Origin of the sequence: Dokdonia ponticola (assembly GCF_042653865.1) — a bacterium.
GTDB lineage: Bacteria > Bacteroidota > Bacteroidia > Flavobacteriales > Flavobacteriaceae > Dokdonia > Dokdonia ponticola.
Genome location: NZ_JBHSFV010000002.1, coordinates 437149 through 452060 on the forward strand (window position 1 = coordinate 437149; position 14912 = coordinate 452060).

The 14912-nt window shown below is 34.9% G+C and carries 16 protein-coding genes; 8 read left to right on the forward strand and 8 right to left on the reverse strand.

Annotated elements, in window-relative coordinates:
* Positions 1–47: 47 nt before the first annotated feature.
* Positions 48–992, forward strand: a complete 945-nt coding sequence (locus ACFO3O_RS05965; protein ID WP_379977644.1) for a DNA/RNA non-specific endonuclease — start codon at positions 48–50, stop codon at positions 990–992.
* Positions 993–1119: 127 nt separating this feature from the next.
* On the opposite strand, the gene ACFO3O_RS05970 is transcribed toward ACFO3O_RS05965, so the two are convergent.
* The 5 genes from ACFO3O_RS05970 to ACFO3O_RS05990 form a co-directional block, all read right to left on the reverse strand.
* Entirely contained in the window at positions 1120–1389 is a 270-nt protein-coding gene (locus tag ACFO3O_RS05970) for an EF-hand domain-containing protein (protein WP_379977645.1), read from the reverse strand.
* Positions 1390–1605: 216 nt separating this feature from the next.
* Positions 1606–2517: a peptidoglycan DD-metalloendopeptidase family protein gene (locus ACFO3O_RS05975; RefSeq protein WP_379977646.1), complete on the reverse strand. Its 912-nt coding sequence runs from the start codon at positions 2515–2517 to the stop codon at positions 1606–1608.
* An 80-nt stretch (positions 2518–2597) separates the two neighbouring features.
* Positions 2598–3917, reverse strand: coding sequence for a peptidoglycan DD-metalloendopeptidase family protein (locus tag ACFO3O_RS05980; protein ID WP_379977647.1), 1320 nt, complete (start codon positions 3915–3917; stop codon positions 2598–2600).
* 1 nt (position 3918) lies between these two features.
* A complete protein-coding gene (locus ACFO3O_RS05985; protein WP_379977648.1) occupies positions 3919–4302 on the reverse strand; it encodes a BlaI/MecI/CopY family transcriptional regulator in 384 nt (127 codons plus the stop codon).
* 232 nt (positions 4303–4534) lie between these two features.
* Positions 4535–6157 carry an FAD-binding oxidoreductase gene (locus ACFO3O_RS05990; protein ID WP_379977649.1) on the reverse strand — a complete coding sequence of 541 codons (1623 nt, stop codon included), beginning with the start codon at positions 6155–6157 and terminating at the stop codon, positions 4535–4537.
* 206 nt (positions 6158–6363) lie between these two features.
* Here ACFO3O_RS05990 and ACFO3O_RS05995 point away from each other — a divergent pair, with 206 nt between their 5' ends.
* From ACFO3O_RS05995 to ACFO3O_RS06010, 4 genes are all read left to right on the forward strand, one after another.
* Positions 6364–7254, forward strand: coding sequence for a phospholipase A (locus ACFO3O_RS05995; protein WP_379977650.1), 891 nt, complete (start codon positions 6364–6366; stop codon positions 7252–7254).
* 103 nt (positions 7255–7357) lie between these two features.
* The gene (locus tag ACFO3O_RS06000) at positions 7358–8254 is read left to right on the forward strand and encodes a winged helix-turn-helix domain-containing protein (protein ID WP_379977651.1); all 897 of its coding nucleotides are present in this window, start codon (positions 7358–7360) and stop codon (positions 8252–8254) included.
* Positions 8255–8692: 438 nt separating this feature from the next.
* The gene (locus tag ACFO3O_RS06005; protein ID WP_379977652.1) at positions 8693–9667 is read left to right on the forward strand and encodes a fatty acid desaturase family protein; all 975 of its coding nucleotides are present in this window, start codon (positions 8693–8695) and stop codon (positions 9665–9667) included.
* A 64-nt stretch (positions 9668–9731) separates the two neighbouring features.
* The gene (locus tag ACFO3O_RS06010; protein WP_379977654.1) at positions 9732–9974 is read left to right on the forward strand and encodes a cold-shock protein; all 243 of its coding nucleotides are present in this window, start codon (positions 9732–9734) and stop codon (positions 9972–9974) included.
* Positions 9975–10049: 75 nt separating this feature from the next.
* On the opposite strand, the gene ACFO3O_RS06015 is transcribed toward ACFO3O_RS06010, so the two are convergent.
* From ACFO3O_RS06015 to ACFO3O_RS06025, 3 genes are all read right to left on the reverse strand, one after another.
* A complete protein-coding gene (locus ACFO3O_RS06015) occupies positions 10050–10616 on the reverse strand; it encodes a YceI family protein (RefSeq protein WP_379977655.1) in 567 nt (188 codons plus the stop codon).
* A gap of 242 nt (positions 10617–10858) precedes the next feature.
* The gene (locus ACFO3O_RS06020) at positions 10859–11500 is read right to left on the reverse strand and encodes a hypothetical protein (RefSeq protein ID WP_379977656.1); all 642 of its coding nucleotides are present in this window, start codon (positions 11498–11500) and stop codon (positions 10859–10861) included.
* A gap of 73 nt (positions 11501–11573) precedes the next feature.
* The gene (locus tag ACFO3O_RS06025; RefSeq protein WP_379977657.1) at positions 11574–12692 is read right to left on the reverse strand and encodes an acyltransferase family protein; all 1119 of its coding nucleotides are present in this window, start codon (positions 12690–12692) and stop codon (positions 11574–11576) included.
* Between the two features lie 274 nt (positions 12693–12966).
* Between ACFO3O_RS06025 and ACFO3O_RS06030 the strand changes: the two genes are divergently transcribed.
* The 3 genes from ACFO3O_RS06030 to ACFO3O_RS06040 all read left to right on the forward strand — a co-directional run bounded on the left by ACFO3O_RS06030 (position 12967) and on the right by ACFO3O_RS06040 (position 14888).
* A complete protein-coding gene (locus tag ACFO3O_RS06030; RefSeq protein ID WP_299207550.1) occupies positions 12967–13158 on the forward strand; it encodes a cold-shock protein in 192 nt (63 codons plus the stop codon).
* Between the two features lie 364 nt (positions 13159–13522).
* Positions 13523–14329 (forward strand): hypothetical protein, encoded by an 807-nt coding sequence (locus ACFO3O_RS06035; RefSeq protein WP_379977658.1) that lies wholly within the window; start codon positions 13523–13525, stop codon positions 14327–14329.
* A 199-nt stretch (positions 14330–14528) separates the two neighbouring features.
* Positions 14529–14888, forward strand: coding sequence for a hypothetical protein (locus ACFO3O_RS06040; protein WP_379977659.1), 360 nt, complete (start codon positions 14529–14531; stop codon positions 14886–14888).
* Positions 14889–14912: the final 24 nt, after the last annotated feature.

Consider the following 14912-nt stretch of genomic DNA (forward strand, 5'->3'; position numbering starts at 1 on the left):
TAAGTACTATTTGCCAAATGAGTTTTTAAAGAATATAATAGCATCTAATGGCATATTCCCCTTCCTTTCTTAAAGGTCATACCGTAGCAGTACCGCTTATCGATAGGCAAGAAATAGAAAAGTTTCGGCAAGAGACTTTACACTGGGAAGATTATTATTTGGACTATGTACATTTTAGTGTATTGCATAGTCCGTTTCGGAAATTTCCTTATTATACGGCGACCAATATAGATGGTGCTTTTTTTAAATCTATAAGCAGGGAAGCTCTTTTTTCAGGGAGTGACGTTTGGAGGAAAGACAGTCGGATTCCAGAAGTACATCAATTAGGACAAGAACTGTATGGAGCCGCAGGTAGTGATTTTGACAGAGGACATTTAACCAAAAGAGAAGATGTGCAATGGGGACAAACGACAGCAATCGCTAAAAAAGCCGCCGTTTCAACCTTTTATTACACTAATGCCGTACCCCAGGTAGATCGCTTAAATAGGGGTGTGTGGAGACGTATCGAAGATTATATCTTACACCATGAAGTGGTGAAACAATCTCTTAAAATATCCTTGATGACAGGTCCATTATTATTGGGTACAGATCCAGACTTTGTAACCGATGTAGGGGAGGAGACCATCCAAATACCGACATTGTTTTACAAAATAGTATACTATATCCGCGAAGGGGAATTATACAGAACTGGATTTTTAACCAGTCAAAAGGGGCTGTTACAACATCGCAGCATTGTAAAACCACTTTTTAGAGGAGAAACCTTAGAGTCGCATGATTTATTTCAAGGATTTAAGGACGCAGAAACCTATCAAGTACGTGTTTCTTTTATTGAAAATTTAGGGAATTTAAAATTCCAAGAAGCAAAAGAACTGTTTATTGAAGACACTCCAGAAGAACTCATTTTAGATGAAATTGATATTAGATCTAATGTAGAAACTACTCGAAGTCGCTCGAGATCACGTGTTATATCACAAACAAATTTAATTTTATAGATTCTAGATAATCTCGTTTGTTTTGCTTTCGCGAACCTGCTTGCCGGCAGGTAGGAGCATACCCATAAATCAATTAACAAAGTGATGTTTGCATCATCTTGCACACACTTATATATGTAAAAACGAACTATTCCTTTATTTCGTCCAATGCAGCTTTAAATTCATTCCAGCTCACTTCTTCATCCCCATCTTTGCTGTAGCCCTCTATAAGTTTGTTAGCCACAAAGCCACGGATAAGTCCAGAAATCTCTGCTTTTTTAAGGAGTCTTACAATTTCTGTTTTTGATAAAGTGCCATTGCCATCTTCATCAAAAAATGCAAACGCTGCTTTAGGGTCGTTAAAATCTTGAGTGATCAACGTTTGTAATTTTCCTAAAATCATATCTTTTGTAGCCATAATGTGTGTTGGTTTGAATTTTGGTAATAGCAATATAGAAAAAAGCAAGAATTTTCTACTCTAATAACCTATGAATATTCGATTTATACGTTTGACCTATTGGGATGACGGTACCTTGAATCACAATACTATTTCCTTCTATGGTTGCTATATTACTTTTAGCTACAGTGTATGCTTTCGCGAAAGCGTACACATCACCTTAAAACCCGCAAAGCATTACTTATTCACCACCAATTGCTGTCCAATTCTCAACGTACTTGTTTTGGTAATCGAATTTTCTTTACAAATCGCTGTGATCGACGTGTTGTATTTACTAGCAATTTTAGAAAGTGTATCTCCTTTTCTAACCACATAGATTTTCTTTTGCTGCGCTTTGTTTTCAAGCGCCTCGTCGTAGGTCGTTGAAGTGACAATAGACGTTTGTCGTTTAGAACTATGTAAATACGGAGTGACCCATTTTCGATTGACCCAAAGCTCTTGATTTCGGATACTATTTTCTTCATCAAATTCAAATAAATACTCAGGATTGATATACATTCCTTTATAACTCACAATTAGATGCAAATGGCTCCCTCTAGAATTTCCTGTGTTACCGCCTTTTCCAATAGCGGTACCTTTGGTAACGAGATCATTAACTTTTACCAATTGCTTAGAAAGATGTGCATATACCGTTTCTAAGCCGTTTTCATGTCTTACTACAACAGTTTTCCCCAATCCAGGAAAGGTTCTCACTGCGCGTACTTTACCATCTAACATCACCATCACATCATCACCAGTAACCAAATCGATATCAATACCCTTATGCGCTCTTCGATTACGCCATCCATACCGAGAGGTTATTACCTTTTTATGAGCCACAGGAGAGGCATAGGTACTATCGCTAAAGGTGATCCCAAAAGGGTAGGTGAGTTGATATTCTTTATATGGGTTAAATGTAATCGTGTCCCAATGTTCTGTCATAAAAACGTGACGTAAGCTATCCTGAGTTTGCTGTTGCATTATAGCTGTGATGGCTTCAACCTGTGTGCTTAGGGAAATAGAATCTAGCTTTATTAAACTTTGATCAACCATTTGACTGTACCCTTGGTAGGCACTCATATAAAGAAAAAATAAAAAAATGCGTTTCATAAAATAATTAATGTAGGGATATATGTGCATTAATAAAACTTAGATACGTAACGTAGATATGTTTGGATTATGATATTTTTTTATTTTTCGAAATAGTTAAGAGGATTCAAGCTTTGTTTATCATGTTTTAATTCAAAATGTAAATGAGGGCCTGAAGAATTACCTGTTATACCTACATAGCCTATCACATCTCCTTTTTTTACAGATTTCCCATAATGTGTATTAAAATCTTTTAGATGTGCATACCAAGTTTCATAACCATCTTGATGTTGGATTTTAATAAGATTGCCCCATGCACCAACTTCTCTAGATAGAAAAACAGTACCATCAGCAGTAGCGATGATGGGTGTACCTATTGCTGCTCTAATATCTATTCCTGTATGTACTTTTTCTTTTTTAGTTGTTGGGTCTTTTATATCTGCATCAAAAAAAGCCGTAATCTGTTGCGTTGAACCACCTTCAATAGGAAAAGCCAACGTAGGCGTGATGTCCGTATGTTTTATAATTTGTAAAGTGTCTTGCACAATAGAAGGTGCTGTCATTGGTTTTGTAAAAGCGATGAAGCATAGTGCAGCTACGGGAAGTAGTAGAAAATACATAAGCTTTGAACGATTATGAGAGGTTTTTTTGGTCATCATATCTATACGTTTTTTGAGAATGGGGGTGTTAAAATAACTGTAAAGCTGATTAGGTCTCTTAATTTCTAGGCTTTGTGCAATTAATTGTAAATAGTCAGATGTTTTTACATCTTCTCTAAGTACACATTGATCTGCTTGGTATTCATGAACAGATTTCAAAGATTTCCTGTATAGATATACCAGCGGATTCCACCAAAAGAAAGCAATGTAGATTTCAACAAGTAAGATATCTATTGTATGTTTAAATTGGCTATGCGCTTTCTCGTGTGCTATAATTAGGGGGTCATATGTGATTGACTGAGGCACAAATATCCAATGGAAGTAGGAAAAGATATTTGAAACAGGAGCTTGATAAAGAACATGATCATCCTGACGAATACCGGTAGCCTTTTTTTTAATACGAAACAAACGATGTATACTCACACAAAATCGAAGTAAGTAAATCCCAAGACCCAAAAAGTAACTAGTATAGACAAGAATCCAATAGTTAAAAGAATTCATAATTACATGCTCATCTCCGGCAGGTAATGCAGATGTCGTGAGTACTATGGTCATTTGCTCAACTAATTGCGGTATTTCTTGGATAGGGTGTACTATAGGAGGCAGGATGTGTGTTAGTAACGGTAATCCAATAGATAAAGGAAGTATCGCTAGTAGAACAACTCTATTGAGCGAATGAAATGTAAGTGTACTAAATACGAAACGATATAGAACATATAGCACTGAAAAAGCAATCATGACTTGAAAAAGATACGATAACATATTAATTTCCATTTTCTCTTAAACGTTCTATTTTTTCTTCGATCATACGTTTCATCTTTTCCAATTCGGTAAGATTCATATCTTCTCCTTCGGTAAAGGATAAAGCAAATGTGCTTACAGAACCACTAAAAAAATTCCCAATCACATCTTTGATATGCCCTTTAAAATAGGCTTCTTTAGAAATGGTAGGAGAGTACTGTCTTATTTTTCCGAAGGTATCGTATTGTAAAAACTCTTTTTTGACCAGTACGCGCACTACTGTAGAAATGGTGGTATACGCAGGTCTTGGTTCTGGAAATGCATCTACAATGTCTTTGAGAAAAGCTTTTTCCAATCTCCATACGTATTGCATGACTTGTTCTTCTGCCTTTGTAAGTTCTTTCATAGGACAAATATATAACTTTTTCCAAACAATGACTATAAATATAGTTATTTGACTATATTTATAGTCATAAAAATTCTAAATACCTTGTTTATAGTTACTAAAAAGGTGTTAGAGATTTCTGAATAGAAAGATAAGGGCATAAATACCTATATAATTCTTTCTGTATGCGCTTTCGCGAAAGCGTAAACATCATCAATTCATACCTCAAAAAAATTCCAATGAGTATGTGTACTTACTTTTTATCTTGAGGAATACTCATCTCAAAATCAAATAGATTGTCAGTGTCATAATTCTTTTTTATCTCACGTAGTTTTTTAAAGTTAGCCCCGTAATACATTTCTAAAAGGTCAAGACGCCCTGCAGGGGTTTCTGGATGTGGTACTAACGATTTATCTACAAAATTGATAAAGGCGTTTTCTATATGAGGCAATAGATTTTTTCTGAAATCTACTACCCAGTGTACATAGGTTTTATTTCGTTCTTCATTGGTAAACGCATTTCCTGCATCATCCCACCAACATTGTATTTGTAATAAATATGGTTTTGTAGGGAATGCAAAAGCGCGTTGTTCTGGATGATGTGTGACCGCACCTCCCAAACAATGAAAGCTCATATATCTACTTACATCTGAATAAAAACAGGTACGTCCTAAATACTCATAGATAGCCTCTACTAACGCATGATGTTCTTGGACTGTACTTGCTTTCGGAAAGCCCGAAGTCACTTTATGAGGATGCGGACGATCACAGGTAGAAGCGGGGGCATCAGGAAGTACTCGGAGGTTACGATCTCCACAACGATCATGAAGTACAGTAGGATTGTACATGGGCGTAGTGGGATTCACAAATTCAGAAACAACACTTTGATGTCTTGAAAGCGAAAACGTTTCTTTTTGGCTAGCTAGATTTTTTTTATTGGATGGATGGTGCTTTTTCTCTAAAAGGGAAACAAAACCACTTTCTTCTGGAATCAAATCTCCAAAATGTTTTTTTAATAGTGCGAGTAATGCGTCTTTAGAACCGTAAAAAAGTCCTCCCATACGACTATGCACCGCACTTAGATGTCCCTCTGGAAGATTTGCTCCCTTAGGATCAGCGATCATCATTCCACACGCAGTAGATAAGGCAGGATCTAATGCTGTGAGATCTGCATGAAGGACAGTCCATATTTTTAGTGCTTTTATGGCCTCATTTCTTTCTGTCCAAAGTAATGAAAAAGAGGTAGTGACTTCTCCAAGCGATGATAATTTAAATTTAAACTTTGTCACCACACCAAAATTTCCACCACCGCCACCTTTGAGCGCCCAAAACAAGTCTGGCAAGTGTGTAGCAGAGGGATACGCAATAGTACCATCGGCAAGGACGATTTCAAATTCAAGAACCGAGTCACAGGTCATCCCATATTTCCGAATAGAAGGTCCCCAGCCACCTCCCTGGGTTAATCCGCCTACATTGACAGACTGACAACCACCACCAGGAATGATCTGACCACGTGCTTCTAATGCTGAATATACTTTTCCTAGTTGTTTTCCTGAAGAAATCCATGCATGGTCATGGTCTAAGTATTCAATAGTATCCATCTCTGACAGATCAATAATGAGCACCCCATTTCCAGAAGACATTCCTTCATGTTGATGTCCCCCAGACCTTATTCTGAAAGGAAACGTATGCGCTTTACAGAACGCAAGACAATCCTGTACATCACTGGCTGCTTTGCAATAGGCAATCATAGCGGGTAAATGGCCAAAACGGGTATTTGAAATCACACGGGCGTAATGGTACAACGAATCTCCCATACTAATAATTCTAATGTGTTTTGGAAATTGGTCTATAAAATTTTGGTTGGATTGTGACATACTGTATGTTATAAAGTGAAGAATAAGCCATCTAAAGATATAAAATGCAGCGTATTATCAAACAGATGTTTATAATTTTTAATACGTTTATTGAATTACAAAAGCGTATGCTATAGATATCCTGCTATTTTTGTACAAAAGAGATATCTTACGATCTTAGTACTTTTACATCAAGGCACTATATCAAAACAAAAGCAATATTACCCATGAATACCTATCGTTTCCTATTCGTATTTATTTTTATAACGAGCAATAGCATAGGACAAACCTTTTTTCAAAACAGGAAAGAAACTTTATCTAAGCGGTGGTTACTAAAAGATGATAGCACCAAGCTATTTAAAGTAACACCCTATAAACCAGTGTATGTGTTATTTGCCAATTATACTTCTGCAATTAACAATCTCCCTACGAGTCCAAATCCGTTAAATACGGTAACGACTCCTACACTTTTTTCTGATACAGAACTCAAATTTCAACTTAGTTTTAAATCGAGAGCGATAAAAAAAATATTTGGAGATGAGCTAGGAGGGGACCTGTGGATTGGATACACACAATCTTCTAGATGGCAGTTGTATAGTGCCAGTATTTCAAGACCTTTTAGAGAAACCAATTATGAACCCGAATTGATGCTTGTTTTTCATACGCCTTACAAAATTTTTGGTTTTGAAGGTGTTTTAAGTGGTATAGGTGTAAATCATCAAAGTAACGGGCGATCAGATCCTTTTTCAAGAAGTTGGAATCGGATTGTGTTACAATTTGGTTGGGAGCGTCCAGCTTGGAGTGTCGTGTTACGCCCTTGGTGGCGGTTACCAGAAAATGAAACCGAAGATAATAATCCAGACATACAAGACTATGTTGGTCGTGCAGAGTTACTTTCTAATTTTTCCAAAGGAAGGCATGATGTCAGTATTATAGCTAAACATTCCCTCAGAGGAGGCTCTAAAAGTAGAGGCAGTGTCCGATTAGATTATGCGTTTAAGGTATTGGATAATCTTCAAATTCTAGCACAAGTATTTCATGGCTATGGCGAAAACTTAATAGATTATAATCATCAACAAACTACGGTGGGTGTGGGTATCTCTATCATCCAATGGTAATGGGGGTTTACAACCAGTACTACACCTTCAGAAAGTGTCAAAAAAGTGTAAAAGAAATGTCAACCTCTGTAATAAGTCGAGAAATTAGGTGTTATTTGCAACTATGATGTTTAACAGAAAAAATAGCTACGCATGGTTGGCACTTGTGGTTTTCATGATCCTACTGTGGCTCTTTTTCACCCCAAATCAGGAAGACGAAAATATACCTAAAAGAGTGAAAATTGCTTTACGAGAAGTGGGAAATCAATTGCTTCTTGCTAATGAGGACAGCACGTCTATTGTGCTTCCTGTGATTGAGATTAGCCCATGGTTGTTTGAACTTTCTTTTGAGCGCCCTCTTTCTATTACACCCAATGATATTGTAGGTATTGTAAAAACAAATTTTAAAAAAGCAGCGCTTCCAGATCAATATCTTATCGAGGTGATTGAATGTGAGGGGCAAGAAGTAGCCTATAGCTTTGGAATTTTAAATGATGTAGAAAGAGACATTATTCCTTGTGCAAACCGGGTTTTGCCAGAAAATTGCTTTACCATCAAAACGCAATTTACAGGGAAATCTACTTCATTTTTAAGTAAACAATTCTTTTTAATACTCCTATTTATTCTCTTTTTAGTACTCATATATCTGGCTTTTTGGGATCGGTTATGGGTACGCTTTCGCGAAAGCAAAAAAAGTCACACAACCTCTGAAACCCATACTGCACATAGTTTTATCGGAATCTTTGCTTTTTATCCAGAACAGAATAAATTAGTAAAAGAGGCTGTAGAGATTGGCCTTTCTAAAAAGGAATGTGAATTGTTAGCCATTTTTGTAGCACAACCCAATCAGATCATTAAGCGAGATGAACTTACCAAACGAGTTTGGGAAGATAATGGCGTGATTGTGGGCAGAAGTCTTGATACGTATATCTCCAAACTTCGTAAAAAATTAAAAGACGATACCTCCATTAAAATCACCAATGTACATGGCGTGGGGTATAAACTAGAAATAAATAACTAGTTACTTTGCTTATTATAAAGGTTTTAATAAGGCTCTTGTTCGGTTTTTGTTATTCCTACTTTTATTTAGTCTATATTTACAAAGTTAATTATTTAGACAGCTTTCATTTTTAATTTCTTACAACTTTTATCAATACTTCGCTCTCTTCAATTTTTTAATAGACGATTATCAGTCAATATAAAGCTGTTTCGTCATAGATCTTCATAACAATTGCATGTAGGTTTTTGGAGTGCCCATTATGCTTCCTAACACACAGAATTCATTGTTTTTTGAAGGAGTATCAATCCAATAAAGAGTAATAGTATCGATCCCTTAAAATTTTCTAGAGTCATAGATCATGACTTTTCTAAAACCTTACGTAACAGAGTAAACACCTATTTTAAAACGCATAAAAAAAGCCGGAATGCCAATGCAAATATGGTTTTTAAAACTGTATGTATGCTGAGCTTATTCTTTGTACCGCTCCTCACGCTTGCCTCTGGTATTGTAACCCCAGTATGGTTGTTATTTACCCTTTACATCCTAAGCGGATTGGGAATGGCAGGTATCGGAATGGGCGTGATGCACGATGCCATACATGGCTCATATTCTAAAAATAAGAAGATTAATACACTTTTAGGATATACGTTTAATATGATAGGTGCCAATGCCACTATTTGGAAAATACAACACAACATATTGCATCATACCTACACCAATATTGATGCAGCAGATGATGACCTAAACGCGCCTTTTTTCCTTCGATTTTCACCTCATGCTAAGCATTATTGGGTGCATCAATACCAGCACTTGTATATTTGGTTTTTTTATGGAATCTCAACACTTTCGTGGATTACCACCAAAGATTTTGTCCGTTTAAAACGTTATAAAGAGATGGGATTTTTGGATAAAAAAAATGAATATAATAAGACTCTAATACGTATGATTGCATGGAAATTGCTTTATTACTCCTATGCTATTGTGCTTCCTATGATCTTACTTCCTCATCCTTGGTGGCTGATTTTATTAGCCTTTTTGGCCATGCATTTTGTAACAGGAATGTTAGTGAGTATTGTTTTTCAAATTGCCCATATTATGCCAGCTAATGAGTTCCCCCTTCCTGATACGCAAGGAATAGTTCAAAATAACTGGTACAGACATCAATTTGAAACGACGACTAATTTTTCTCCTAACAGCAAACTTTTATACTGGCTTATAGGCGGATTGAATTACCAAGTAGAACATCACGTATTGCCAGACGTGTGTCATATACACTACAAAGATCTTACTAAAATTGTATCGGAAACAGCTCAAGAATACGGCATGCCCTATCATGTAAAAAAATCGATGGTGCAGGCGATTTATGATCACACCAAAATGCTTAAAATGTTAGGCAAAAAACAAACAGTAAACATTGTTCTAGAAACAATGTAAATTTTAACCAGAATTATGCAATAGAAAATCTGTTACATAATTCTAATTTAATAAAACAAAAATCATGTTAAGAAAATTCATACATAAATTAATAACGACTCATAAAATAACTAAAATGAAAGAAGGTACCGTAAAGTTTTTTAATAACGCAAAAGGATTTGGATTCATAAAAGTAAAAGATACTGATGAAGATATCTTTGTACACGCTACAAATCTAATAGATGATATTAAAGAAGACGATCAAGTAACATTTGATATAGAGCAAGGTGATAAAGGCTTAAGCGCTGTAAAAGTAAGATTAGCTTAATATCCAAAAGGATTACAAAACAAAAAAACCATCGTCACTGATGGTTTTTTTGTTAAAATTTGATTGACTGATCCTTTAAAACTTTAAAAAAGCTTTAAATTCTATGGCATCAGAAATCGCTTTATCTTTCGCCTTGTTGTTGTAGGTAATCCCCCAGCGTGTACGGTCTATCTTAAAATGGGCTTTAAAGGTCTTTTTTACCCCATCGACATCTGCATAAAATTTAATAGACTTTGTAATTCCTTTGATGGTAAGGTCTGCATAAATTTTGTGTGTATTGGAGTTAGGTAAATATTCAACAGCCGTAAATACAAGTTTGGCTTCTGGAAATTTTTCTACATCAAAAAAATCAGTGTCTTTTAAATGCTCAATAGGGCCTTTGTGATCACTATCAGGCATATTGTTTATAGATTGCATATCTATCACAAACGATCCTCCAGTAATGAAATCATCTGTTGTAGCGAGTTCACCAGTTTTAAAAAGAACTATCCCATTGTGTTCACTAATGTTAAAGGTATAGGAGCCTTTCCAGTACAACAGACTTTTTTCGAGATTTAGCGTATAGGATTCTTTACTGTTTTGCACTTGACTCGTCATTATAGCGCCAGTCATAATCATAAGGGTAATTACTAATTTTTGCATCGTGATTTTATTTTTGATAAAACTAAATCGATAGACGCCGATAAGTGTCAAACAGATGCAAAAGAAGTGTCAACGAATGTAAAATTTTTGGTTGACACTATATTTATATTGGTTTACGCTTTCGTACTTCGATAAACTCAGTATAAACTTCTACGTCGTTATCACTCCTTGAAAGCGTATAAAACCTCACTACCACTTAAGGGGCAGATTAAAAATTATAACATAGAATTTCTATTGACTATCTATTGGCATTGATTATTATAAAACTGAACCATTTTTGCTACGGTTTTCGAGTTAAACTCGCCAGATTCAATTTTTGCGATAACTGCAGGACAGTCTTGAAAATATTCTGTAGCTGCATTTTTAAAGTTTCTAGAAAATAAGCCACCTCCGGGAGTATAAAGCCAAAATAACCGATCTTCATCTGGTTTTATAACAAATAAACTATGCTGTGAATAGTCGGTTGCGAGCGCTGTTTTTTCTTCTACATGACCGTTTGAATATCTAATTGTTTCTACAGATTCTGGCGTCGTATATTTTAATTTCTGTATATAAAATCGAACAGGACCATCAATAATCAATTGAGCCATGGTATACTTTAATTTCTTTGATTTTTTTGAGCTTTTACCAAACCTGTATTTTTGTATGTGATAGGAGATTAATTGCTCATTTTCTGTAATATGAAGACTATCTAATTCTTTAAAATCATAGGTGGTTTTTTTACCTTTCAATTCTTTGCTAAATCGAATATCCCATGATGCATCACCTATGACATATCCTTGCTGGGAAGTACCATCTTTAAAAAATAGCGTAGCAGAAGATTTCTGAGCTGATACATTAATAAAAACAAAAAATATAAATAATAGGGTAATTGTAAATCTCATAGTGTCGAAAATTGAATTCAAAAAGAGTTCCTTTTGGTGTCAATGTACCTATTATTTATAAGATATGCATTAATTAATTTGCTCGTTTTTTCATTCCAAAGAGAAAACGAGTGATTTTTAATGGATACACCATCAATCGATAGATGAAGATAATCACAATAAAAGATGTAATCGCCAAAACAGAAAGTTTTACAGGGATATTCCAAGACTGTTGTAGCACGTAATACCCAATAACAATAAGTACTGTCTGATGTAATATGTAAAAAGGGTAGATGGCTTCATTAAGCTTGGTCAATACAACACTTGATTTTGCAAACCATTCTTGTCCATACCCTAGTAACGTAATAATGACTGTCCAACTCACTAGGGCACTGACACCATACCAAATAGTCCATCGCGTCGGGATATCCCAATACGCACTTGCGATATCATTGGGTAAGAAATAGTAGGTATAAAATAAGAGGATGGCGACACCTGTAAGAAAGAGGTTGTACTTTCGATATTTTCTAAGAGAACTCCATAATGAAGTCGTTGCAGCCAATGTGATTCCTGCGATAAAGAAATACCCATAAAAGAGGGTAGTGGATAGATTGGTGATATCAGTATTATCTTCGGGATAGTATTTTTTAGAGATGATTTTTAGTAGAATAAGCGGAATAACAAATGTTACCATTCCTAAGGGTTTAGCACAAAAATGACCAATCGCTTTCTTAAAAGTGATAGCAGCCTTCGATCTTATGAATAAAATAAAAGGAATATGAAGTACAGATAAGTAGAATAAGTTTTCAATAAACCAAAGATGATTGACTTCTATATGGTTCAGAATATTTTTATAGAAATCGATAAAAGAAGCATAAGAGTTGATGTTTTCTATATACGTCTGAGGGGGTACAATAATAAATACCCCAAAAATCAAGGGAATTAATAACCGGGATGCACGTTCTTTTATAAATTGTTTCCAAGTGCGTTTGGAAAAAGCAAAAACAGTTCCTGTACCTGATATTATAAATAATAAGGGAAGTCTGAATTGTTCAAAAAAGACCATGACATCATCTAGTAGTTTACTAGAACTTTCGTTCATAATATGAAAATTATCACCATTAAAAGGCATCCCTACATGATGTAAAAAAACTAAAAAGATGGAGATCACGCGCCACCAATCTAAGTCATAACGTCTTTGTGTTTTTTGCATAGTGTTGAATTAACAGACCAAAACTACCTATTTTTGATGCTTATAAAAACAGAATACGGGCTAATGACGGGTAATTGTCGGGGAAATCAGAACTATTCTTTCATAATTAAATACATCCTCTACTTAGCTAAGTGTTTGGTAGTCGGGTGATTGGCGATTGCAATAAATTTATTTTCGCTTATTTTGTAAAATAATCCATTTAATTAGTTGTATATCAAATTAATGGCATCACCTTTGTACTTTAATAAGTATTATAAATTTTAATTACATTACAATGAACAAAGGAACAGTAAAATTCTTCAATGAGACTAAAGGTTTTGGATTTATCACTGAAGAAGGTGCAAACAAAGATCATTTTGTGCACATCTCTGGATTAGTAGACGAAATTCGTGAAGGCGATGAAGTTGAATTCGATCTACAAGAAGGAAACAAAGGTTTAAACGCAGTAAACGTAAAAGTTATCTAATACATATACTTCAAGTTTAATAAAAAGCTCCATCGCAAGATGGGGCTTTTTTGTTGTTCTAAATTGATTTGTGAGAATGAAACCCGAATTATGCATTAGAACTTCGTAATGAGGCTTAAAGAAGTAATAAAATATGACATTTTCTGAGCTTTAGTATAGCATCGTTATGGTTAAACTTAAAAAGGTAGTGTAACGGTATATTTTGAAGCTTGTTTAAGTCGTAATAGATTTTCTAATGCATAATTCGGGTTTAATATTCAGCGGGTTTTGTATCATATCTTATTCACGTATAAATTATATCATTTAGAATGCATACATTCAGAATATCTAATAATAACTACTAAAACTATAAACCTATTCTATTATGAGTGAAACTACACCAACGACTGCCAAATCTGCCATTGTTGTATTACGACACGGTTGTGATGGCGGCTCCCAGCCTACTAATCAAATCATAGATTTTAATTCCAATAGTACTGTCACTTTTCATGGAGGTGGAGGAACTGTAACAAATAATAAGGTTACTGTTGTTAAAAATTGGTTAGGGTGTCTTGGTCTTAAGCAAATGCATGGCTTACAAGATGATTTGACAACGCTTTTAAAACCTTATGCTCCGGTAAGTCGTATTCTAAGTGAGGGGCCTGGAAATGGAGAGAAAGGAACTCCCAATCCTATCTCTACCATAAGTTGTTATGCTAAAAAAACGGCTAGTACATTCACAAATAGAAAATTAAGCATCGACCTCTATGATAATAATGCCTATAAAGACCCAAGCGTATTTAGCGTTGATGCCTTATTAAAAGATGGAAAAGGTCAGTTTTCTACTGTAATTTGTTGGGAAGCTAAAGGAATGTGGCGTCATGGAAGTGATACTGGTTTTGAATCAGATTCTATTTTAGCAACTCTTGGTCACTGTGGACCAGGAGGAAAAAAAGTTTCTAATTATAACTTACTTTCAGATCACTCCCCATACAAAGGACAAATCATCTATATCTTTGAGTGTAATGATGATGGTTCTTTACTTTTGAAAGTAGTTGATTATGACCCTTCACGTAGTGATGCTAAATTTCAAGAAATCACCGATTCATCACAATGGCCTGAAAAATTATGTACAGATAGTAAGCAGTGTGATTGTGATCCCACAGATCTCATTCAATACAGGTGCTCCTAAGTCTATCTTTTATAAATAAATTAGTTACATTTAAGTTAAATGTGATGCTCCATCTCAAGATGGGGCTTTTTTGTTGTGCATAATTCTTCCAAAAAAAATAAATCAAACGATTCTTTAAAATCTATCATTTTTCATAAATTGCTATGTATTTGAATATGAAATAAGAAATCAATAAAAAAACGTTTTAAAAATTATCATAATGAAAAAGTATATACTATTAGTTGCTCTTATGCTAAGCACTCTAGGACTCTTTGCGCAATCTGAAAAAATAGCAGATGTGAAGGTAGGTGATGTTTTTGAAATCGGAAAACTACAAACCAACACCTACAAAAACATTCAACTCCCCAAACTGAACATTATCAAAAAGCGTGGTGGTATTACCCTTGATTTGAATCTTGAAGGAAGTATTGTTGTTGTGACTGGAATTAAAAGTAAAAAAGATGGAACCACCATTGTTAAATTAAAGCGTCAAGATGGCACACGTTTTTTTAGAACTCATAAAATTATTACTGCCAACATTAATGGAGCATTACAATCTGGAGAATTACAAGCAAAATAATCCAATGTATTATAGGCTATTTTT

Bases quoted from the DNA above. Each gene is read 5' to 3' on its own strand.
- ACFO3O_RS05965 (WP_379977644.1), top strand. From the start codon at position 48: ATGGCATATTCCCCTTCCTTTCTTAAAGGTCATACCGTAGCAGTACCG.
- ACFO3O_RS05970 (WP_379977645.1), bottom strand. From the start codon at position 1,389: ATGGCTACAAAAGATATGATTTTAGGAAAATTACAAACGTTGATCACT.
- ACFO3O_RS05975 (WP_379977646.1), bottom strand. From the start codon at position 2,517: ATGAAACGCATTTTTTTATTTTTTCTTTATATGAGTGCCTACCAAGGG.
- ACFO3O_RS05980 (WP_379977647.1), bottom strand. From the start codon at position 3,917: ATGTTATCGTATCTTTTTCAAGTCATGATTGCTTTTTCAGTGCTATAT.
- ACFO3O_RS05985 (WP_379977648.1), bottom strand. From the start codon at position 4,302: ATGAAAGAACTTACAAAGGCAGAAGAACAAGTCATGCAATACGTATGG.
- ACFO3O_RS05990 (WP_379977649.1), bottom strand. From the start codon at position 6,157: ATGTCACAATCCAACCAAAATTTTATAGACCAATTTCCAAAACACATT.
- ACFO3O_RS05995 (WP_379977650.1), top strand. From the start codon at position 6,364: ATGAATACCTATCGTTTCCTATTCGTATTTATTTTTATAACGAGCAAT.
- ACFO3O_RS06000 (WP_379977651.1), top strand. From the start codon at position 7,358: ATGATGTTTAACAGAAAAAATAGCTACGCATGGTTGGCACTTGTGGTT.
- ACFO3O_RS06005 (WP_379977652.1), top strand. From the start codon at position 8,693: ATGCTGAGCTTATTCTTTGTACCGCTCCTCACGCTTGCCTCTGGTATT.
- ACFO3O_RS06010 (WP_379977654.1), top strand. From the start codon at position 9,732: ATGTTAAGAAAATTCATACATAAATTAATAACGACTCATAAAATAACT.
- ACFO3O_RS06015 (WP_379977655.1), bottom strand. From the start codon at position 10,616: ATGCAAAAATTAGTAATTACCCTTATGATTATGACTGGCGCTATAATG.
- ACFO3O_RS06020 (WP_379977656.1), bottom strand. From the start codon at position 11,500: ATGAGATTTACAATTACCCTATTATTTATATTTTTTGTTTTTATTAAT.
- ACFO3O_RS06025 (WP_379977657.1), bottom strand. From the start codon at position 12,692: ATGCAAAAAACACAAAGACGTTATGACTTAGATTGGTGGCGCGTGATC.
- ACFO3O_RS06030 (WP_299207550.1), top strand. From the start codon at position 12,967: ATGAACAAAGGAACAGTAAAATTCTTCAATGAGACTAAAGGTTTTGGA.
- ACFO3O_RS06035 (WP_379977658.1), top strand. From the start codon at position 13,523: ATGAGTGAAACTACACCAACGACTGCCAAATCTGCCATTGTTGTATTA.
- ACFO3O_RS06040 (WP_379977659.1), top strand. From the start codon at position 14,529: ATGAAAAAGTATATACTATTAGTTGCTCTTATGCTAAGCACTCTAGGA.